The sequence below is a fragment of the Caulobacter sp. DWR2-3-1b2 genome (assembly GCF_049896345.1).
Lineage (GTDB): Bacteria > Pseudomonadota > Alphaproteobacteria > Caulobacterales > Caulobacteraceae > Caulobacter.
Genome location: NZ_JAFCUC010000001.1, coordinates 680,681 through 701,396 on the forward strand (window position 1 = coordinate 680,681; position 20,716 = coordinate 701,396).

20 protein-coding genes are annotated in these 20,716 nt (G+C 66.2%); 10 read left to right on the forward strand and 10 right to left on the reverse strand.

What is annotated here, in order from left to right; genetic code table 11:
* Nucleotides 1–14 precede the first annotated feature (14 nt).
* From ACP694_RS03270 to holA, 4 genes are all read left to right on the forward strand, one after another.
* Nucleotides 15–542 (forward strand): DUF3576 domain-containing protein, encoded by a 528-nt coding sequence (locus tag ACP694_RS03270; protein ID WP_426011284.1) that lies wholly within the window; start codon nt 15–17, stop codon nt 540–542.
* A gap of 148 nt (nt 543–690) precedes the next feature.
* Nucleotides 691–3,276, forward strand: coding sequence for a leucine--tRNA ligase (gene leuS / locus ACP694_RS03275; protein ID WP_426010378.1), 2,586 nt, complete (start codon nt 691–693; stop codon nt 3,274–3,276).
* Between the two features lie 3 nt (nt 3,277–3,279).
* A complete protein-coding gene (gene lptE / locus ACP694_RS03280; RefSeq protein WP_426010379.1) occupies nt 3,280–3,792 on the forward strand; it encodes an LPS assembly lipoprotein LptE in 513 nt (170 codons plus the stop codon).
* An 11-nt stretch (nt 3,793–3,803) separates the two neighbouring features.
* Nucleotides 3,804–4,856, forward strand: coding sequence for a DNA polymerase III subunit delta (gene holA, locus ACP694_RS03285; RefSeq protein ID WP_426010381.1), 1,053 nt, complete (start codon nt 3,804–3,806; stop codon nt 4,854–4,856).
* A gap of 261 nt (nt 4,857–5,117) precedes the next feature.
* Here holA and ACP694_RS03290 read toward each other — a convergent pair whose 3' ends face one another.
* From ACP694_RS03290 to ACP694_RS03315, 6 genes are all read right to left on the reverse strand, one after another.
* The gene (locus tag ACP694_RS03290; RefSeq protein WP_426010383.1) at nt 5,118–6,011 is read right to left on the reverse strand and encodes a ParB/RepB/Spo0J family partition protein; all 894 of its coding nucleotides are present in this window, start codon (nt 6,009–6,011) and stop codon (nt 5,118–5,120) included.
* A gap of 86 nt (nt 6,012–6,097) precedes the next feature.
* The gene (locus ACP694_RS03295; RefSeq protein ID WP_426010385.1) at nt 6,098–6,910 is read right to left on the reverse strand and encodes a ParA family protein; all 813 of its coding nucleotides are present in this window, start codon (nt 6,908–6,910) and stop codon (nt 6,098–6,100) included.
* Nucleotides 6,894–7,547, reverse strand: a complete 654-nt coding sequence (rsmG, locus tag ACP694_RS03300; protein ID WP_426010387.1) for a 16S rRNA (guanine(527)-N(7))-methyltransferase RsmG — start codon at nt 7,545–7,547, stop codon at nt 6,894–6,896. Before rsmG ends, ACP694_RS03295 begins: the two co-directional genes overlap by 17 nt.
* Nucleotides 7,548–7,551: 4 nt before the next feature.
* Nucleotides 7,552–9,408 carry a tRNA uridine-5-carboxymethylaminomethyl(34) synthesis enzyme MnmG gene (mnmG, locus tag ACP694_RS03305; RefSeq protein ID WP_426010388.1) on the reverse strand — a complete coding sequence of 619 codons (1,857 nt, stop codon included), beginning with the start codon at nt 9,406–9,408 and terminating at the stop codon, nt 7,552–7,554.
* Between the two features lie 165 nt (nt 9,409–9,573).
* Nucleotides 9,574–10,917, reverse strand: coding sequence for a tRNA uridine-5-carboxymethylaminomethyl(34) synthesis GTPase MnmE (mnmE, locus tag ACP694_RS03310; protein WP_426010390.1), 1,344 nt, complete (start codon nt 10,915–10,917; stop codon nt 9,574–9,576).
* Nucleotides 10,914–11,171 carry a DUF6489 family protein gene (locus tag ACP694_RS03315; RefSeq protein WP_426010391.1) on the reverse strand — a complete coding sequence of 86 codons (258 nt, stop codon included), beginning with the start codon at nt 11,169–11,171 and terminating at the stop codon, nt 10,914–10,916. Before ACP694_RS03315 ends, mnmE begins: the two co-directional genes overlap by 4 nt.
* 113 nt (nt 11,172–11,284) lie before the next feature.
* Here ACP694_RS03315 and ACP694_RS03320 point away from each other — a divergent pair, with 113 nt between their 5' ends.
* On the forward strand, nt 11,285–11,998 hold the full coding sequence (locus tag ACP694_RS03320; RefSeq protein WP_426010392.1) for a dienelactone hydrolase family protein: 714 nt from the start codon (nt 11,285–11,287) through the stop codon (nt 11,996–11,998).
* Nucleotides 11,999–12,003: 5 nt separating this feature from the next.
* Nucleotides 12,004–12,969: a quinone oxidoreductase family protein gene (locus tag ACP694_RS03325; RefSeq protein WP_426010393.1), complete on the forward strand. Its 966-nt coding sequence runs from the start codon at nt 12,004–12,006 to the stop codon at nt 12,967–12,969.
* 91 nt (nt 12,970–13,060) lie between these two features.
* Here ACP694_RS03325 and rho read toward each other — a convergent pair whose 3' ends face one another.
* The 4 genes from rho to hemE all read right to left on the reverse strand — a co-directional run bounded on the left by rho (nt 13,061) and on the right by hemE (nt 17,286).
* Nucleotides 13,061–14,482, reverse strand: coding sequence for a transcription termination factor Rho (rho, locus tag ACP694_RS03330; protein ID WP_426010395.1), 1,422 nt, complete (start codon nt 14,480–14,482; stop codon nt 13,061–13,063).
* A gap of 256 nt (nt 14,483–14,738) precedes the next feature.
* The gene (locus ACP694_RS03335) at nt 14,739–15,206 is read right to left on the reverse strand and encodes a CopD family protein (protein WP_426010397.1); all 468 of its coding nucleotides are present in this window, start codon (nt 15,204–15,206) and stop codon (nt 14,739–14,741) included.
* Nucleotides 15,203–16,261, reverse strand: coding sequence for a ferrochelatase (gene hemH / locus ACP694_RS03340; protein WP_426010398.1), 1,059 nt, complete (start codon nt 16,259–16,261; stop codon nt 15,203–15,205). Before hemH ends, ACP694_RS03335 begins: the two co-directional genes overlap by 4 nt.
* Entirely contained in the window at nt 16,258–17,286 is a 1,029-nt protein-coding gene (hemE, locus tag ACP694_RS03345) for a uroporphyrinogen decarboxylase (RefSeq protein WP_426010399.1), read from the reverse strand. The genes hemH and hemE overlap by 4 nt, the downstream gene beginning before the upstream one ends.
* A 451-nt stretch (nt 17,287–17,737) precedes the next feature.
* On the opposite strand from hemE, the gene ACP694_RS03350 reads away from it, so the two are divergent.
* From ACP694_RS03350 to coaE, 4 genes are read left to right on the forward strand one after another with little or no spacing between them, the layout of a single operon-like run.
* Complete coding sequence (locus ACP694_RS03350; protein WP_426010401.1) at nt 17,738–18,640, forward strand: pyruvate, water dikinase regulatory protein; 903 nt, start codon at nt 17,738–17,740, stop codon at nt 18,638–18,640.
* The gene (locus ACP694_RS03355) at nt 18,637–19,236 is read left to right on the forward strand and encodes a Maf family protein (RefSeq protein WP_426010403.1); all 600 of its coding nucleotides are present in this window, start codon (nt 18,637–18,639) and stop codon (nt 19,234–19,236) included. Before ACP694_RS03350 ends, ACP694_RS03355 begins: the two co-directional genes overlap by 4 nt.
* On the forward strand, nt 19,233–20,096 hold the full coding sequence (aroE, locus tag ACP694_RS03360; RefSeq protein ID WP_426010405.1) for a shikimate dehydrogenase: 864 nt from the start codon (nt 19,233–19,235) through the stop codon (nt 20,094–20,096). Before ACP694_RS03355 ends, aroE begins: the two co-directional genes overlap by 4 nt.
* The gene (coaE, locus tag ACP694_RS03365; protein WP_426010407.1) at nt 20,093–20,716 is read left to right on the forward strand and encodes a dephospho-CoA kinase; all 624 of its coding nucleotides are present in this window, start codon (nt 20,093–20,095) and stop codon (nt 20,714–20,716) included. Before aroE ends, coaE begins: the two co-directional genes overlap by 4 nt.

Here is a 20,716-nt window from a genome sequence, read left to right on the forward strand (position 1 = left end):
GCGTCGGCGAGACATTGGAGCGAGGTACTATGGCGTTTGAGCGTGGGTCGGTGTTGCGCGGCGTCGCCGCTGGCGTTCTGGCGTTGTCGGTTGTCGTGGGCGTATCCGCCTGCGGAAGCACCAAGGGTCCCAGGACCTTCACCAGCCAAAGCGATGAGCCGGGTTTCAACCCCTTCAATCTCGGACGCTCCAAGCAGGCCCCGGCCGCCTCGGGCGCGATTGGCGTCAACGGCTTCCTGTGGCGCGCCAGCCTGGACACCCTGGCCTTCATGCCCCTGGCCTCGGCCGACCCTTACGGCGGCGTGATCGTCACCGACTGGTACTCCAATCCAGAAAAGCCGGACGAGCGCTTCAAGGCCACGGTCTACATCCTTGACACTCGCCTTCGGGCCGACGGCCTGAACGTCACGATCTTCAAGCAGGTTAAGGACGCCAGCGGGACCTGGAGCGACAGCACGGCCACCGAGCAGACGGCGACCGACGTCGAGAACGCCATCCTGACGCGAGCCCGTCAGCTTCGCCTTTCCAACATCAAGAACTAGGGCTTCCCTGGTTCTTCGTGGGAGCCCTTTGTCCGCGTGACAAAAGGCTCCCGTTCGCACTTTTACAAGGCGCGCCTGGGCCGAAACCGCTTAAGACTTCCGCGGATTACGCCAGAGGCGTGACGCCCCGCACCTACAGTCTGGTTTCATGGCCCGCTACAATCCCAAAGACACCGAGCCCAAGTGGCGCGCCGCCTGGGCGAACGCCAACACCTTCCTGACGCCGATCACCCGCGACGCGCGTCCGAAATACTATGTGCTCGAGATGTTCCCCTATCCCTCGGGGCGCATCCACATGGGCCATGTGCGCAACTACGCCATGGGCGACGTCGTGGCCCGCTATAAGCGCGCCCAGGGCTTCAACGTGCTGCATCCGATGGGCTGGGACGCGTTTGGCATGCCGGCCGAGAACGCCGCAATGGAGCGCGGCGTCCACCCCAAGGCCTGGACCTACGACAACATCGCCGCCATGCGCGAGCAATTGAAGGCTCTGGGCCTTTCAATCGACTGGTCGCGCGAGTTCGCCACCTGCGACCCGGCCTATTACGGCAAACAGCAGGCCTGGTTCCTGCGCCTGCTGAAGCGCGGCCTGGTCTATCGCAAGGAAGCCTCGGTCAACTGGGATCCGGTCGACATGACCGTCCTGGCCAATGAGCAGGTCATCGACGGCAAGGGCTGGCGCTCGGGCGCGACCGTGGAGAAGCGCAAGCTGACCCAGTGGTTCCTGCGTATCACCGATTATGCCGACGCCCTGATCGACGGCCTCAAGACCCTGGATCGCTGGCCCGAGAAGGTCCGGATCATGCAGGAGAACTGGATCGGCCGGTCCAAGGGCCTGCGGTTCACCTTCAAGTTCGACGGTGTCGCGCCCGAGGGTCATGCCACCGGCCTGGAGGTCTACACCACGCGCCCTGACACCCTGTTCGGCGCCAGCTTCGTGGGCATCGCTCCCGAGCATCCGCTGGCCGAGCAACTGGCGGCGGCCGACCCCGCTGTGGCCGCCTTTGTCGCCGAGTGCCGCCGGGGCGGGACGTCGGAGGCCGATATCGAAGGCGCCGAGAAGCTGGGCCGCGACACCGGGCTGCGGGTCGTCCACCCACTGGACAACAGCAAGACCCTGCCGGTCTGGATCGCCAATTTCATCCTGATGGACTACGGCACGGGCGCGATCTTCGCCTGCCCGGCCCATGACCAGCGCGACCTGGACTTCGCCCGCAAGTACGACCTGCCCGTCCTGCCGGTGGTGCTGCCGCCGGGCGAAGACGCCGCGACTTTCAACGTCGGCAAGGAGGCCTATGTCGGCCCCGGCGCGATCTTCAATTCCGAATTCCTGGACGGTCTGGATATCGAGGCGGCCAAGACCGAGGCGGTGGCGCGCATCGAGGCCATGGACCAAGGCCAGGGCGCGACCGTCTATCGCCTGCGCGACTGGGGCGTCTCGCGGCAGCGCTATTGGGGTTGCCCGATCCCCGTGATCCACTGCTCGGCCTGCGGCCCCGTCGGCGTGCCGGAAGATCAGTTGCCGGTGGTGCTGCCCGACGACGTCGCCTTCGACAAGCCGGGCAATCCGCTGCTGCGACATCCGACCTGGCGTCACACCACCTGCCCTACCTGCGGCGGCAAGGCTGAGCGCGAAACCGACACGCTGGACACCTTTGTCGACAGCTCCTGGTACTTCGCCCGCTTCACCGACCCGACCGCGGCCGAACCGATCAACAAGGACGCGGCCGACCACTGGATGGCGGTCGATCAATATATCGGCGGCGTCGAGCACGCGGTTCTGCACCTGCTCTATGCCCGCTTCATCACCAGGGCGCTGAAGGACGAGGGCCTGCTGTCGGTGGAGGAGCCGTTCGCTGGCCTGTTCACCCAGGGCATGGTCACCCACGAGGCCTACAAGAACGCCACCGGGGAGTGGGTCGAGCCCTCGGACATCCGTATCACCGTCGAGGGCAATGCACGCTCGGCCGCCCACGCCACGACCGGCGAGCCGATCACCATCGGCGACATCGAGAAAATGTCGAAATCCAAGAAGAACGTCGTCGCCCCCGAGGACATCTTCGAGGCCTACGGCGTCGACGCCGCCCGCCTGTTCGTGATGAGCGACAGCCCGCCCGAGCGTGACGTGCAGTGGACCAACAGCGGTGTCGAAGGCTCCTGGCGATTCACCCACCGCGTGTGGAATGAGTTTGACAGCCAGCCAGCGGGCGATTTCGCCCATGATGACAGCGACGCCGCCGCCCTGGCCCTGCGCAAGGGCGCGCACCGCCTGATCGGCTTCGTCACCGACTCGATCGAGGGCTTCCGCTTCAACAGCGGCGTGGCGCGTCTGTATGAGTTCCTGAACATGCTGAAGGCCGCCCCGGCCGAGGGCGCGTCTCAGGGTGTCCTGGCCGCCCGCGCCGAGGCGCTGGAAATCCTGGCGCGCCTGATCTCACCCTTCACGCCCCACCTGGCAGAAGAGGCCTGGGCCCATCTGGGCGAAAGCGGCATGGTGGTCGACGCGCCGTGGCCCAAGGCCGACGCGGCCCTGGCGGCCGACGACGAGCGCGTGCTGCCGATCCAGATCAACGGCAAGCGTCGCGGCGAAATCAAGGTCAAGGCCGGGACGGCCGAGGCCGAGGTGGAGAAAATCGCTCTGGCGGACGCCGCCGTCCTGGCCCACCTTGGGGGCCTGACTGTTCGCAAGGTGATCGTGGTGAAAGACCGTATCGTCAACATCGTGGCTGGCTGATCGATGAACCGCTTTCCGCTCTTAAAGATCTTTCCGGCGGCCCTGATCGCCGCCTCCGCCGTGGCCCTGGTGGGTTGCGGCTTCACGCCCCTGTACGGACCGCAGATCGTCACCAAGGGCCTGGGCGCCATAGAGGTGGTCGCGCCCGAAGGCCGCTCAGGCTATCTGGTGCGCGAGCAGCTGGACGACGCCCTGGCGCGCGACGTCAATGTCCTGCCCTCGCACAAGCTGGTCTTCACGCTGAAGGAGATGCGCTACGCCCGCGGCGTGCGCGTCGACAACGTGGCCAACCGCTACGAGCTGAACCTGACGGCCTATTGGCAGCTGCTGGACGCCAAGACCGGCCTGACGGTGCGCGCTGGCACGGCCAACGCCGCAGTGACCTACGACTCCGCCGACCAGCCCTATGCCGCCATCGCGGCTCAGCAGGACGGGCAGGAGCGGGCGGCGACCGAGGTGGCGCGCAAGATCCAGCTCGACCTGGCCGTCTGGTTGGCGGGCAAGGCCAAGGCCTAGGATCCTAGCCCATGATCCTGTCGAAGCGACCGGACATCGAACGCTTCCTGAAGGACCCGTCCCGCGAGATCCGGGCCGTGGTGATCTATGGCCGTGATCGAGGAGTCGTGCGCGATCGCGCCGACCAACTGGCCAAGCGCCTGTTCGAGCGGCCCGACGATCCCTTCGACACCGCCCAGCTGACCGAGAGCGATCTCGACAGCCAGGCTGGCAAGCTGGAGGACGAGCTGTCGGCCCTGTCGATGATGGGCGGGCGCCGCCTGGTGCGCTTGCGGCTGACGGGCGAGAAGGCTGGACCCGACAAACAGGCCGCCGAGGCCCTCGCCCGCCATGTGGAGGGCCAGCTCAACCCGGACGCCCTGTTCCTGATCGAAGCCGGGGCGCTCGACCGCAACTCGGCCCTGCGCAAGGCCGCCGAGAAGTCGACCGGCGCGGCGGTTATCCCCTGTTACGAGGACGAAGCCGGAGACCTGGCCCGCCTGACCCGCGAGACCCTGGCCAAGGACAAGGTCAGTCTGAACGGCGAGGCTCTGGACCTGTTCGTCTCGCGCCTGCCCAAGGAGCGCGGCGTGGCCCGGGCCGAGATCGAGCGCCTGGCGCTCTATCTGAACCCGGGCAGCGGCTTTGTGGCCACCCCGGCCGACCTGACCGACTTCCTGGGGGTCGAGCCCGAGGCCTCACTGGGCGACGCCGCCGTCGACGCCTTTGGCGGCCGCCTGGGTCCCGCCCAGGCCGGCCTGCGCCGCGCCGCCGCCGAGGGTGAGGGCGGACCCGCAGCGGTGAGAGCCATGGGCTACCATCTGGGCCGCCTGCGCCGCACCTTGACCCTGCACAAAAACGGCATCGACCTGGCCGCCGCCGCCAAGGCGTCGGGCGTGTTCTGGAAGACCGAGCGCGAATTCCTGCGCCAGGCCCGCGCCTGGACGCTGGACCAGCTGCTGATGGTCCAGGCCGAGGTGCTGGCCGCCGACAAGGCCTGCAAGACCTCCGGCTCGCCCGACCAGCTGATTTCCGAGCGTCTGGCCCTGCAGATCGCCGGCAAGGCGCGGCGGCTGGGGCTGTAGCAAGCCGCTGGGGTAAAAGGTCAGCGCCAGACTAGGAGTCGCTCGCGCCGTCAAGCTTCAGCTTAGTTCTAGATCTTCAAAACTGTGGAAAACGACAGATCCGACGGCGACCAATTTCACGCCATTTCCTCAGAATAATACCTATGGATCAATAGGTTGTCGCCCGTTTGCGACCAGATCAATCTCGCCTGTCGAAAACAGAGCCGGCAGGACCACGGCAAAGGTCCGCTCCATGCGCGACAGACGGGTCCGTTTTCGGAGTCAGATGGCGCGGGTCAGGCGACCGCAGAGGTCATCGAGTTGCTCGAGCGTCGCATAGCGGATCGTCAGGGCGCCGGCCCCGCCACGGTCGTCGATCTCGACATCGAGGCCGAGCAGCGACGACAGGTCGGCTTCCAGCGACTGCGTGTCGGTGTCCTTCGACTTCGCGGGACGACCACCGGCCGACTTGGCGCGAACTTCGCCGGCGGCGTGCGGGGTCCGGCGGGCCAGGGCCTCGGCGTCGCGGACCGACAGGCCCTTGGCGATGACTTCCTTGGCCAGCGCCGTCGGATCCGGAGCCGAGGCGATGGCGCGGGCGTGGCCGGCGGTCAGTTCACCCGAGGTCACGTAGGACTGCACCGCGTCGGGCAGGTTCAGCAGGCGCAGGGTATTGGCGACGTGGCTGCGACTCTTGCCGACGGTCTGGGCGATCGCTTCCTGGGTGCGACCGAACTTCTCTAGCAGCACCTTGTAGCTCAGCGCCTCTTCCAAGGCGTTGAGGTCGGCGCGCTGGACGTTCTCGATGATGCCTATCTCGAGCACCGCCAAATCGTCCAACTCGCGGATCATGATCGGGATGGTCTTGAGGCCGGCGCGTTGCGCGGCTCGCCAGCGGCGCTCGCCGGCGACGATCTGATACTCGCCTGGGGCGCCAGCGGCGGGGCGGACCAGGATCGGCTGCAGCACGCCCTTCTCGCGGATCGAGTCCGAAAGTTCTACCAAGTCATCCTCGCGGAATGTCCGGCGCGGCTGGTTGGGGTTACGGCGGATCAGTTCGATCGGGGCTTCGCGCGACCCTCCCACGGTATCACCGGGGGCCTGGGCGGGCGCGGATTCGACCTCGCCGAGCAGAGCCGACAGGCCCCGACCCAGACCACGACGACCTTCAGACATCCCCGGCTCTCCCACCACAACCGACTCCCGCACGCGCTCAACATTCAACTCAGACAATGACTTGGCTGGTTATCCTCAAGCGGGCTCTACGCCGCTTGGGCCAACCGTGACTTTTCACGCGTGATCACTTCGCGCGCCAGACGCAGGTAAGCCTGGCTGCCGGCGCATTTCAGATCATAGAGCAGCACGGGTTTACCGAACGACGGTGCCTCGGACACCCGGACGTTGCGGGGTATGACCGCGTCATAGACCTTGTCGCCAAAGTGTTGCCGAACATCCCGCGCCACCTGGTCGGACAGACTGTTGCGGCGGTCGTACATGGTCAGCACCACGCCCTGGATTTCCAGCTTGGGATTCAAGCTGCCGCGCACGCGTTCGATGGTTCGCATCAGCTGAGTGAGGCCCTCCAGAGCGAAGAATTCGCACTGCAGCGGCACGAACACGGCGTCGGCGGCGGTCATGGCGTTGACGGTCAGCACGTTCAGCGAGGGCGGGCAGTCGATCAGCACATAGGTGTAGGGGCCGCCGGCGCGGAGCGGCTCCAGGGCGTCGCGCAAACGGTAGGACCGGCGCGCTACCTGGCCAAGCTCGATCTCGACGCCCGACAGGTCGGCGTCGGCGGGAATGACGTCCAAGCCCGGCAGCTCGGTGCGGACCGCGGCGTCGACGACCGGTTTCTCGCCCATCAACACGTCATAGAGCGTGGTCTTGCGCTGCATGCGGGTGATGCCCAGGCCCGTCGAGCAATTGCCCTGCGGATCGGCGTCGATCAGCAGCACCCGTTCGCCGCAGGCCGCCAGGGCCGTGCCCAGATTGATCGCGGTGGTGGTCTTGCCGACCCCGCCCTTCTGATTGGCGATCGCCAGGACGCGCAGCGGTTGGTCAGACTTTACGGACACTTTTAAGCCCTTTCACTTGCACGATCTGGCCTCGCGGGTCGCTCAGGGAGGGCCGCAGGTCGGACTCGAATTTCCAATAGGTCGCGGCCTCGACCAGTTCCGCATCGACATCCTGTCCCTTCAGGAACCAGCCCGTCGCGCCGCGCTTCAGGTAGGGCTGGGCGTAACCCAGAAGTCTGACCATCGGCGCGCAGGCCCGAGCCGTGACGACATCGACCTTGAGGTCGAGCTCCTCGGCGCGACCGTTATGAACCTCAGCGGGCAGCTTCAGGTCATCGACCACCGCGTGCAGGAACTTGCAACGCTTGGTCATGCTCTCGATCAGATGGACCTTGGCGCCCGGCGTGTCCTTCAACAGGATCGCCAGCACCACGCCCGGCAAGCCAGCGCCGGCGCCCAGGTCGGCCCAGATTCTGGCCTCGGGCTCCAGCTTCAGAAGTTGCGCGCTGTCCCAGGCATGGCGGTTCCAGAAGTTTGGTAGCGAGGCCGGCCCCACCAGGTTCATCACGGCGTTCCACTCGGTGAGCAGGGCTTGAAAACGCCGCAGGTCGGACAGCTGGGCCTCGCTACATGCCGTTAACCGCTGGAAGGCGGCTGCGTCGAGGGGCTCGAGCGGTTCGATGATCAGGTCGGTCATGGGATCAGGCTGCACGGGCGCGCCGCACATGGGCCAGCAGCGCCGTCAGGGCTCCTGGCGTCACGCCTTCGATACGGGCCGCCTGGCCCAGGGTGAGAGGTTTGACGCGCTGCAGCTTCTCGCGCACCTCGTTCGACAGACTGCCCACCAAGGCGTAGTCCAGATCGCCCGGCAGGCGCAGATCCTCTTCCCTGCGGAAGGCTTCGGCGTCGATGCGTTGGCGGTCGAGATAGCCGGCATAGGCCGCCTCGATCTCGATCTGCTCGCGGGCCATCGGGCTCCACGTGGAAATCTCCGGCCATACCGAGGTCAGGCCGTCGAGCGTAACCTCCGGCAGGGCGAGCATGGCCAGGACGTCGCGGCGCTGGCCGTCGGCATTAACCTTGAAGCCGGCCTTCACGGCGGCGGCCGGCGTCAGATTGACCGAACGGGCAAAGGCCCGAACGGCCGCAAGCTCGGCCTTCTTCATGGACCAGGCGGCTGCACGGTCCTTCCCCACGCAGCCCAGTTCAAGGCCGCGATCGGTCAGGCGCTGGTCGGCGTTGTCGGCCCGCAGCACCAGGCGAAACTCGGCGCGGCTGGTGAACATGCGATAGGGTTCGGTGACGCCCCGGGTGACCAGGTCGTCGATCATCACGCCGATATAGGCCTCATCGCGGGCGAAGATCGCGGGCTCCTTGCCCTGCCCCGCCCGCGCGGCGTTCAGGCCGGCGACCAGGCCTTGGGCGCCCGCTTCCTCATAACCCGTCGTGCCGTTGATCTGACCCGCCAGGTAGAGTCCGGCCAGGCGCTTGGCCTCAAGGGTCGGGTAGAGCTCGCGCGGGTCGACATAGTCGTACTCGATCGCATAGCCATACCGGATGACCTCGACGGTCTCGAGGCCCGGCATGGTGCGGAGGAACAGCAATTGCGTCTCGGGCGAGACCGAGGTCGATATGCCGTTCGGATAGACCGTGTCGTCGTCCAGGCCTTCTGGCTCCAAGAAGACCTGGTGGCTGGTCTTGTCGGCGAAGCGGACGACCTTGTCCTCGATCGAGGGGCAATAGCGCGGGCCGATCCCGGTGGCACGGCCGCCATAAACGGCGGATTCGCCCAGGCGGTCGGCGATGATCTTGTGGGTCTCGGCGGTCGTATAGGTAATGCCGCACTGGATCTGGGGCACGTCCACCGTGGAATTGAGAAACGAGAACGGCTCGGGGTCCTCGTCGGCGGCCTGCATTTCCAGGCGATCCCAGGCGATGGTCTTGCCGTCCAGCCGCGCGGGCGTGCCCGTCTTGAGGCGGCCCATGTCAAAGCCGAGCGCGTAGAGCCGGTCCGACAGGCCGATCGAAGGCGCGTCGCCTACACGGCCGGCCGGGGTGCGAGTCTGGCCCTGGTGGATCACGCCCTTCAAGAAGGTGCCCGTGGTCAGCACGACGCGCGGCGCGCGATAGGCGCCGCCCTCCCCGTCAACCACACCGGCGACGACGCCGCCCTCGACGATCAAGTCCTCAGCGGCGGCGGCGATCACGTCCAGGTTCACGTGGGAAAACAGCTCGGCCTGCACCGCCTCGCGATAGAGCTTACGATCGATCTGGGAACGGGGGCCGCGCACGGCGGGCCCCTTGGAGCGGTTCAGGAGTCGATATTGGATGCCGGCCTTGTCCGCCATCCGCGCCATCAGGCCATCCAAGGCGTCGATCTCGCGCACCAGATGGCCTTTGCCCAGCCCGCCGATGGCCGGGTTGCACGACATTTCGCCGACGGTTTCGAGCTTGTGGGTCAGTAACAGCGTGCGCGCGCCGGCCCTGGCCGACGCAGAGGCGGCTTCGCAGCCAGCGTGACCGCCGCCGATGACAATGACATCCCAGGTGTTGGACAAGCGGCGCGCCTCAATGCGAACGCCCCCGTCTCAGGGGGGCGTAGAGTACCCTATACGCGGGACTCACCGCGTGGGCGAGTCGGTCGCGGCTGTTCCACGTGAAACAGTCGCCATACATCTGTGATTAGGCTGTGGATGGTTCAAGGCGATGTTTCACGTGGAACATCACTTGCCGATGCAAAAGCTTGAAAACACGCGGTCGAGAACATCCTCGGGATCGATCCGGCCCGTGATGCGGGACAGGGCGCGCGCGGCGAGCCTGACGTCCTCTGCCGCGAGCTCCACCTCCAGACCAACATCGGACAGGGCGCGTTGTATAAAGCGGCGGGCCTCGGTCAGGCTTTCGGCGTGACGGATGCGCGTCGCGGCGGGGAACTCCGCGCCAGACAGAGCGTCAACCACGTGGGACGCCAACGCCGCTCGCGCGGCTTCCACGCCCCCTGGCTTCCGGGCGGCCATCTCGACGACAAGGAACCCCCGGGCGGACAGGGCATCACGCACCTCGCCGAGCCGAGCCTTGTCGACGATGTCGATCTTGTTGATCACCGCCCAGTCTCCGGGGCGGGTGACGTCGTAGTCGTCGCCTTGTTTCACGTGGAACATCGAAGCGTCGACGACCCATAGTCGCAGGTCGGCCTCGCGCGCCCAGGCTTGAGCCCGGCGAACGCCCTCGGCCTCGATGGTGTCTTCAGTGGCCCGTAGACCCGCGGTGTCCGCCACCAGGACCTTGTAGCCGCCCAAGATCATCGGGACCTCGATGATGTCTCTCGTGGTCCCTGGCGTTGAGGTGACAATGGCGGCGTCGCGTTCCGCCAGGCCATTGAGCAAGGTGCTCTTGCCGGAATTCGGAGCCCCGACGAGCGCGATGCGAAAGCCGTCTCGAACCCGGCGACCTCGCGCGGCGTCGCTCAACGCCACGCCAATCTCTGCTTCAAGAAGCTCTAGGCCTGGGCGCGCACGCCCCGCGACATCTTCGGGGAGATCTTCGTCAGGAAAATCCACGGCGGCCTCCAACATGGCCAGCGTCTGGACGAGGAGTTCCCGCCACGTCTCATAGCGCTCGCTCAGCGCGCCACCCAGTTGCCCAAGCGCCTGACGGCGCTGCGCCTCGGTCTCGGCGTCAATGAGGTCGGCCACGCCCTCGGCCTGGGTCAGGTCCAGCTTGCCATTCTCGAAAGCGCGGCGCGTGAACTCGCCCGGCTCCGCCAGTCGCAGGCCTTCGGCGCATAAGGCCTGCAGCACAGCCTCGACCACGGCGCGGCCGCCATGCACGTGAAACTCGGCGGCGTCCTCGCCGGTATAGCTCGCAGGGCCCTCGAACCACAGAACCAAAGCGTCATCGAGGGCGACGCCAGCATGGCTCAGCTGTCGTAGCGCCGCCCGACGCGGCCTGGGCAGGGCTCCCGCCAGGGCGCGGACGGCGCCGCCGGAACGCGGGCCCGACACCCGAATGACGGCCACCGCCGCCTTCCCCGCGCCGGTGGCCGGCGCGTAGATCGTGTCGTTCATTCGCGCTTGCCGCCCATGCCCCCGACCGCGGCGCCGGCCGCCGCCGTCATCAGCTTGCGGAACTGGTCCTGGGCGCCGCTACCGAACGCCATCCAGTTCTTCATCAGCTCTTCGGGCGCCAGCATGGCCATGTTCGCATCCATGCGGCTCTGCATCTCCTTGACCATATGGTCATTCAGCGCCGTCACGTCGGGAAGGCCGAGAAAGGCTCGCGCCTCGACAGCCGTGCAATCGATCTCGATAGTCATCTTCATGGTTGGTTCCCTTCGGGTAGGGCACGACATTGTTATGCGTCAGGCGCGTCGGACCACGTTAGAGCGCTTTGGTCGAAAGTCCCATCGACGCCTTGCGGATACGGAGAGCCCCCATGAGTGAGACCCTCACGATCGACACCCCGGACGGCGCCTTCTCGGCCTATGTGGCGCGCCCTTCGGCCGAGCCGGCGCCGGCGCCGGCGCCGGCGCCGGCGATCGTCGTCATCCAGGAAATCTTCGGTGTCAACAAGGTCATGCGCGATGTCTGCGACAACCTCGCGGCCCAGGGCTTCATGGCCATCTGCCCCGATCTTTTCTGGCGCATCGAACCGGGTATCGACATCACCGACCAGAGCGAAGCCGAATGGAAGCGGGCCTTCGAGCTCTATAACGCCTTCGACGTCGAGGCCGGCGTCTCGGACATCGCCGCGACCATCGCCGCCGCCCGCGCCTTGCCCGCCGTCAATGGCAAGGTCGGAGCGCTCGGTTACTGCCTGGGCGGGCTGCTGGCCTTCCTGACCGCGGCCCGCACCGACAGCGACGTCACCGTCGCCTATTACGGCGTCGGAATCGAGAAACATGTCGGCGAGGCTGACAAACTGGCCCGTCCGCTGCTGATGCACATCGCCGAGGAAGACCAATTCGTGCCGAAGGAAGCGCAGAAGGTGATCCTGGGCGCGCTGAAGGACCATCTGCAGATCGAGGTTCAAACCTATCCCGGTTGCGATCACGCCTTTGCCCGGGTGGGCGGCGAGCACTACGACGCGAGCGCCGCGGGTAGGGCCAATGCGCGCACCCTGTCCTTCTTCAAGTCCAAGCTGGGCTGACCGTCATGCTGGCCATACAAGCCGCCCGCGCCGGCGGTCCCGAGGTGCTTGAGCGCGTCGATCTCCCGGTCCCTTCGCCTGGGCCTGGCCAGATCCTGGTCCGGCACCAGGCGGTGGGGCTGAACTTCATCGACACCTATCACCGCAGCGGCCTCTATCCGATGAAGATGCCGGCTGTGCTGGGTCTTGAGGCGGCGGGGATCGTCGAGGCAGTTGGAGACGGCGTTACCCGGTTCGTCGTCGGCGACCGCGTCGCCTATAACGGCACGCTCGGCGCCTATGCAGAGGCCGCCGTGGTTCCCGCCAACCGAGCGGTAAAGGTCCCGGACACGGTCAGCCTCGAAACGGCGGCGGCGGTACTGCTGAAGGGTATGACCGCCGAGTTCCTGGTTCGGCGCTGCCACAGGATCGAAGCGGGTCAGACCGCGCTGATCCATGCCGCCGCCGGCGGCGTCGGGTCGATCCTGGTCCAGTGGGCCAAGGCGCTGGGCGCGACGGTCATCGCGACGGTTGGGTCCGAGACCAAGGCCGCCCTCGCCCGTGATCACGGCGCCGACCATGTGATCCTGTACGGCCAGGAGGACGTCTCGGCCAGGGTCGCCGAGATCACCGGCGGCCAGGGTGTAGCCATCGTCTATGACGGCGTCGGCAAGGACACCTTCGAGGCCAGCCTCAAGAGCCTAGGTCGACGCGGCGTTCTGGCCACTTTCGGCAACGCTTCCGGGCCAGCGCCCGCGATCACCCCGCTGGAGCTGGCGGGCAAGTCGCTGTTCCTGACCCGGCCCAGGCTGTTCGACTATATCGTAACGACCGAAGAGCTCGACGAAAGCGCTGCGGCCCTGTTCGCCGTGCTGGCGTCGGGCGAGGTGAAGATCAAGGTCGGCCAGAGCTTCCCACTCGCCGAGGCCCGGGCCGCGCACGAATCTTTGGAAGGTCGACGGACGACGGGCGCGACCTTGCTGATCCCGTGACCGGCGCGCGTCAGAACGCACGGACGAAGATTGAAAAAGGGCGACGGGACCAATCCCGCCGCCCCTGATGTTTCACGTGCGACAATGGGTTCTAGGTATTCATCGACTGGAAGAAATCGCCGTTGGTCTTCGACTGGCGCATCTTCTCGAGCAGGAACTCGATGGCGTCCGAAGCGCCCATCGGGTTGAGGATACGGCGTAGCACATAGGTCTTTTGAAGCTGGTCGCGCGGGGTGATCAGCTCTTCCTTACGGGTGCCGGACTTCAGCACATCGATGGCCGGGAAGATGCGCTTGTCAGCGACCTTGCGGTCCAGGATGATTTCCGAGTTGCCGGTGCCCTTGAACTCTTCGAAGATCACTTCGTCCATACGGCTACCGGTGTCGATCAGGGCGGTGGCGATGATGGACAGCGAGCCGCCCTCCTCCACATTCCGCGCCGCGCCGAAGAAGCGCTTGGGACGCTGCAGGGCGTTGGCGTCGACGCCGCCGGTCAGCACCTTGCCCGACGACGGGACGGTGGTGTTGTAGGCCCGACCCAGACGGGTGACCGAGTCCAGCAGGATGACGACGTCACGCTTGTGCTCGACCAGGCGCTTGGCCTTCTCGATGACCATCTCGGCCACCTGAACGTGGCGGGTCGCCGGCTCGTCGAAAGTCGAGGCGATGACCTCGCCCTTCACCGTCCGCTGCATGTCGGTGACTTCTTCCGGGCGCTCGTCGATCAGCAGGACAATCAGGTAGATTTCCGGATGGTTGGTTTCGATCGACTTGGCGATGTTCTGCAACATCACCGTCTTGCCGACGCGCGGCGGGGCCACGATCAGGCAGCGTTGCCCCTTGCCCAGCGGCGCCACGATGTCGATGATCCGGCCCGAACGATCCTTGATGGTCGGATCGGGCAGTTCCATGTTGAGTCGCTCTTCGGGATAGAGCGGCGTCAGGTTGTCGAAGTGGATCTTGTGCTTGACGTTGTCGGGGCTCTCGAAATTGATCAGCGTCACGCCGGTCAGGGCGAAGTAGCGCTCGCCTTCGCGCGGCGCGCGGATGGCGCCGTCGATGGTGTCGCCGGTCCGCAGGCCGAACTTGCGGATCTGCGAGGGCGACACATAGATATCGTCTGGACCAGGAAGATAATTAGCTTCCGGTGAACGCAAGAAGCCAAACCCGTCCTGCAGAACTTCCATGGTGCCCGAGCCCGAGATTTCCACGCCTTCCTCGGCGAGGGTCTTGAGGATCGCGAACATCATGTCCTGCTTGCGCATGGAGTTGGCGTTCTCGACCTCGAAGGTCTCGGCGAAGGCCAGCAGGTCGGCTGGGGATTTCTCCTTCAGTTCCTGCAGGGACATGGTCTTCAGGCCCATCGCCGCAACAGTGGCGCCCACTTCGGATTCTTCGTCGCCGCCGGCGTCATCGCCCTGCGGATCGACCGAGGCGGCCAGGGTCGTCGTATCGACGATCGGCTCTTCAGCCTCGTTGGCGCTGTCGTTCTGGTTTTCGGTCTGGTCGGTCATGGTGACACTCAACGTCGCGCGGCCCGCGAAACCGCGAGCCGTGCCTTGGTTCTGATGGTCTCGTCGCGAGGGGCGGCGAGGGGTCGCGCCATGACGACGGCGCGTATCGGATCTGGGGAACGGACTTCGGAGCCAGGCTCCAGGGGCGCATCAGGACGAGCACCAGCCCGTAGAGGTCAGGATCGCGGAACCTGGGCGCCGCGCCTTTTGGATGGGAACCACAGCAGGACCGCCGGGTCAAGCGGAGCCGCGGGCGTCAGTGGCTCAGGAACTTCGTCGTCACCGACAGCACGATGACGATCGCCGCCAGGAACGGCAGTTCATTGGTCATCCGCCAGAACTTCTCCGAACGGGTGTTGGTCCCATCCGCGAAGCGCTTGCGGGATTTCGACATGAAGCCGTGCCAGGCGAACAGGAAGATCAGGGCGGCGATCTTGGTCAGGGCCCAGGGCTGCAGGACGAAGTCGTGGCCCAGGCGCTCGCTGTCGATCATGCCCAGCAACAGGCCCATCAGCAGGGCCAGGATCATCGCCGGGTTGATGATGATCTTCATGGTCCGCAGCTCGGCCAGCTTGAACACCCCGTCCATGTCCGAGCCTGGCGTGGCCCTCATGTGATAGATGAACAGACGCGGCAGGATCAGCATACCGGCGATCCAGGCCATAACGAAGATGATGTGCAGGCCGCGGATCAGGTTGAAGTACGGCGCCAGCAAATCGATCACGCCTGGGCTCCCTGCTTGTTGGGGCATTGGGTTCGATCGCCGCCACAACGCCAGGCGCAGGCGGTGACGATGGGCTCGGCGGCGGCAAGCGCGTTCTGGACGATCTGGCCCAGACCGCCAATGAACTTCGGCGTGACGCCCAAGGCGGGCGCCCGGACATAGGCGGGGCAGCCGGCCTTGATGGCCACGTCGCGATATTCGTGGTCGAGCTCGACCAGGGTCTCGATATGTTCGGAGACAAAGGCGATCGGCGTGATCACCAGGGCCAGGCCCTGCTCGCTGGCGGCCTTGATCTCCTCCTCGGTCGACGGACCGATCCACTTCATCGGGCCGACCCGGCTCTGATAGGTCACCCGCCAGTCCCAACCCGCGCCGAGCCGCGCCATGACTGCTGCGGCGGTGGCTTCGATCTGCTGCTGGTAGGGATCGCCGGCCAGGATGACCTTTTCCGGCAGGCCATGGGCCGAGAACAGCAGACGGGCTGGCCCGGGCCGGCCAGCCTTGTCATAGGCGGCCTGGATCAGCTCGGCATGGGCCTGGATGAAAGCCTCGTGTGTCGGATAGCAACAGACGGTCGAGATTCGGCCCGGTCCCGCATAGGCCTTCTTCCAGGCCTGCAATGAAGAGCCCGTCGTCGTGGTCGAGAACTGGGGGTAAAGCGGCAGCAACACGACCTCATCCGGGGCGAAGGCCTTCACCGCCTTTGCGGTCTGGTCGGTCAGCGGCTTCCAGTAGCGCATGGCGATGAAACATCGGGTCTCGGCGTCTGGGAAACGGGCGGCCAGGTCGGCTTCCAGCGCGCTCGCCTGTTTTTCGGTTTCCGGCAGCAGGGGCGAACCCCCGCCCATGATCGCGTAATTGGCCTGGGCCAGCTTGGTGCGTGTGGTGGAGATCAGCGCCGCCAGAGGATAGCGCGCGATCGCGGGCAGGCCGATGATCGCCTTGTCACGGAACAGGTTGAACAGGAACGGCCGCACCGAGTCCTGGCCGTCCGGGCCGCCCAGGTTGAACAGGACGACGGCGATCTTGCGCCTGTTCCCGCTAAGGGGGCTCACTTGCCAGTGACCCGGGCTAGTACTGCTTCGACATGGGCGATCGGCGTGTCGGGCAGGATGCCATGCCCCAGGTTGAAGATGTAGGGGCCATCACCCCACTGCTCGAGCAGTTGATCGACCCGCGCCAGCAGGGCGTCGCCGCCGGCCCGCAACAGCAGCGGATCCAGCGCGCCTTGGATGGTCTTGGTCTTCTGGATAGTCTGGCCCAGCTCGGCCGAGGCCTGGGTGTCCAGCGCCACGCCCTGCACCGGCGTGACGCGAGCATAGCGCTCGACCAAGGCGCCTGCCCCGCGCGGGAAGCCCATCACCGGCGTGGTCACGCCCCGAGCCCGCAGGCCTTCGACGATGGCGGTGTGCGGCTTGATCACCAGCCGTTCGAACAGCGGCTCGGACAAGCCCTCGGCCCAGCTCTCGAACAGCTTCAGCACCTGGGCGCCGGACGCCGCCTGCATGGCCAGGTAATCGATCGTCGCATCGACCAGCACCTGAATCAGTCGGTCAAGGATCTCGGTATTCTGGTAGGCGAAGGTTCGCGCGCCAGAGCGGTCGCTGGAACCGCCTTCGATCATGTAGGTCGCCACCGTCCAAGGCGCGCCGGCGAAACCGATAAGGGCGCGCTCCGGCTCGAGGGCGGCTCGCACGCGGCTCAGGGTCTCGCCCACCGCGCCCAGCGCCTGGCCCGCCTGTCCGGTCAGCTCGGCCATCGACTCAATCGATGGCAGCTCGCCCAGCTTGGGACCCTCACCCGCCTCGAACCACACCTTCTGGCCCAAGGCCTGGGGGATCAGCAGGATGTCAGCGAAGACGATGGCCGCGTCATAGGGAAACCGCCGCATCGGCTGCAGCGTGACCTCGGCGGCCTTTTCCGGATTTAGACAGAAATTGATGAAGGTCGGCTCGGTGGCGCGCACCGCCCGGTACTCCGGCAGATAACGCCCCGCCTGGCGCATGAACCACACCGGCGGTCGCTCAGCCTTCTGGCCATCCAGGACGGAAAGGAGCTTGGGCTTTTGAGGCGTGGTCATGAGGGTGTTAAATCCCGTCAGGCGCTCGGGCTCAAGCCCGTATCTCCCCGGAGGTCTCTCTTCCCTTCTTCATTCTTTTAATAAGTTTTTAAGGAAGTTTGCAGAAGGTGATGGGCAAGTGCCTAACGGGGAAAACCCCGTTGCGATGCACCATGCCCCCCGCCCGTCGCAGATCCGTCCCAACATGACCCACATGTGGGCGTGAGCCTGTGAACTGTGGGGATAATCCGCTAGCGCTTCGAAATCCCTAACGAAACGTTAAGATGGTGAACAGCGTCCTAACCCTGAGCGCGGACTCATCCCGCGCTTCGGAGAATCGCGACATCACCCTTGTGGGTGCAAACTGAGACTGGGGATTGTCCGGCGTCAACGTGACCGTTTAACACAGGGGGTGCGGCAAGGGCCGTAGCGGCGCGGGATTCACCCACGTTCATCCCCAGAGGCAAGGCACGTGGTTAAGCAACCGTTAACGGATGATCCACAGGAAACCGGCCCCGGTGAGAGCGAGCGGGCCGCGCCGCGGTTCGCCACCTACTTCCATATCCACCTGGTGTCGGACTCGACGGGCGAGACCCTGAACGCCATGGCCCGCGCGGTCTGCGCGCGCTTCACCGACATCCTGCCGATCGAACACATCTACGCGCTTGTCCGTTCCACGCGCCAATTGGACCGGGCCCTGAAGGAAATCGGCGGGGCGCCGGGGGTGGTGATGCACACCATCATCGACCCGACCCTGCGCGCGGCCCTTGAAGAGGGTTGCCGGCGTTTGGAAATGCCTTGCATCGCCGCCCTCGATCCCGTGGTCAGCGCCATGTCGCGCTATCTGGGCGCCCGGATCTCCACCCGGGTCGGGGCCCAGCACGCCCTCAACAATGACTATTTTGACCGGATCGAGGCGCTGGACTACGCCATCGCCCATGATGACGGCCAAGGCGGCCAGGACCTGACCCAGGCCGACGTCATCCTGGTGGGCGTCTCGCGCACCTCCAAGACCCCGACCTGCATCTACCTCGCCCACCGCGGCGTGCGGGCCGCCAATGTGCCGTTGGTGCCGGGTCGTCCGCCGCCCGAAGAGCTGTTCACCCTGAAAAACACCCTGATCGTCGGCCTGATGACCACGCCCGAGCGTCTGATCCAGATCCGTCGCAACCGCCTGCTGTCGCTGAAGGAGAACCGCGAGAGCGACTATGTGGAGACCGACGCGGTGCGCGCCGAAATCATCGCCGCGCGCCGACTGTTCGAGAAACAGGGCTGGCCGATCATCGACGTCACCCGCCGCTCGGTCGAGGAGACGGCGGCGGCGATCATCAACCTGCTGTCGGGCGGCCGTGGCCAGGTCGAGGTTCTGGGATGAGCTCACCACCCATTACCCTGGCGTCGAAGAGCGCGGCGCGGATGGCGATCCTGCGCAACGCCGGCGTGACCTTCGAAGCCGTTGGTTCGGGCGTCGATGAGGAGGCCGCCAAGGCCGGACTGCTGGCCGAGGGCGCCAGCCCCCGCGAAGTGGCTGACGCCTTGGCCGAATTGAAGGCGTTCAAGGTCTCGACCAAGCGGCCCGGCCTGGTCATCGGTTCGGACCAGACGCTGGAACTGCACGGCGCGCTGATCGACAAGGTCGATACGGTCGAAGCGGCCCGCGCGCGATTGATCCAGATGCGGGGCAAGGTCCACAAGCTGCACTCGGCCGTGGTCGTGGCGCGCGACGGCCAACCGATCTGGCGGATCGTCGAGACCTCCAGGCTGTCGGTGCGAAACTTCAGCGACGCCTGGCTCGACGGCTATCTGCAACGCAACAGCCCCGACATCCTGTGGTCGGTCGGCTGCTATCTGCTGGAGGGCGAAGGCGTGCAGTTGTTTGAGCGGATCGACGGCGATTATTTCGCCATACTGGGCCTGCCGGTCACCGGCCTGTTCGACTTCCTCAGGCTGCACGGAGCCCTCCCGACATGAGCGCGACCACGACGGGAGCCGCGATCGTCGCTGGCGTCTGCGGCCAGCCGATCCGCCACTCGATGAGCCCGGTGATCCACAACGCCTGGATCGCCGCCGCCGGCCTGGACGCCGCGTACGTGCCCTTCGCGCCGGGCGAGGAGAATTTCGAGGCTTTCGTCGAGGGCCTGAGGGGCGGCGCGATCCGCGGCCTCAATGTCACGATCCCCTTCAAGGAACAGGCCCTGGCCTGCGCCGACCATTGCAGCGACCTGGCCCGAGTGGCCGGCGCGGCCAACCTGCTGATCTTCGAGGCCGACGGAACCATCCGCGCCGACAATACCGACGGTCCAGGCCTGATCCAGGCGATCGCGGCCCAGGCCCCGGGGTTCGATCTGGCCCTATCGCCGGTGATCATCCTCGGTGCGGGCGGCGCGGCCCGCGGCGCGGCCGCCGCCCTGGCCCTGGCGGGCGCGCCGAGGATCAGCATCGTCAACCGCACCGTGGCTCGGGCCGAAGCCATCGTCCGTTCCATCGGCGGCGTGGTCGAGGCGGTGTCGGACGGTGAACTCGAGGCTCTGCTCGGCCAAGCCGGCCTGGTGATCAACGCTACGTCGCTGGGCCTGGGCGGCGGACCCGGACCCGCGGCACGGTTGGAGCTGACACCTAAAAACGCCGTGGTCGTGGACATGGTCTACAAGCCCCTGCACACGGAATTCCTGAGACGCGCCGAGGCGGCCGGTCGGCGCACCGTGGATGGCCTGGAGATGCTGTTGCGCCAGGCCGTCCCCAGCTTCGAGGCGTTTTTCGGGGTGAAACCGCCGATCTCGGTAGACGTCCGCGCCCTGGCTTTGGCGCGGCTGGGCGAGGCCGCCCGATGATCATCCTGGGCCTGACCGGATCGATCGGCATGGGCAAGTCGACGACGTCGAAGATGTTCGCCGATGAGGGTGTGCCGGTCTACGATTCCGACGCCGCCGTGCATGCGCTCTATGCCAGCGGCGGGGCGGCGGTGGCTCCGGTCGAGGCGGCCTTTCCAGGCGTGGTGATCGACGGCGCCATCGACCGAACCCGCTTGAGCCAGGCGGTGGTCGCCAATCCTGAAGCCCTGCAGATCCTGGAATCGATCGTGCATCCCCTGGTCGGCGCCGACCGCGTCGGGTTCTTCGAGGAGGCGGAAAGCGAGGGCGCCGACATCGTGGTGCTCGACATTCCCCTGCTCTACGAGACCGGTGGCGACAAGAAGGTCGACAAGGTCGTGGTGGTCTCGGCCCCGGTCGGCATGCAGCGGGAGCGGGTTTTGGCCCGGACCGGCATGGAGCCCGCCAAGTTCGAGGCCATACTGGCGCGCCAGACTCCCGACGCCGAAAAGCGCGCGCGGGCCGACTTCGTGATCGATACGGGGCAGGGCCTGGACCACGCCCGCGGCCAGGTCCGCGACATCCTGGCTCGTCTTCGCGCCGTGGCTCCGCTTGAAGGCGGCGCCGAACACGCTCATTAG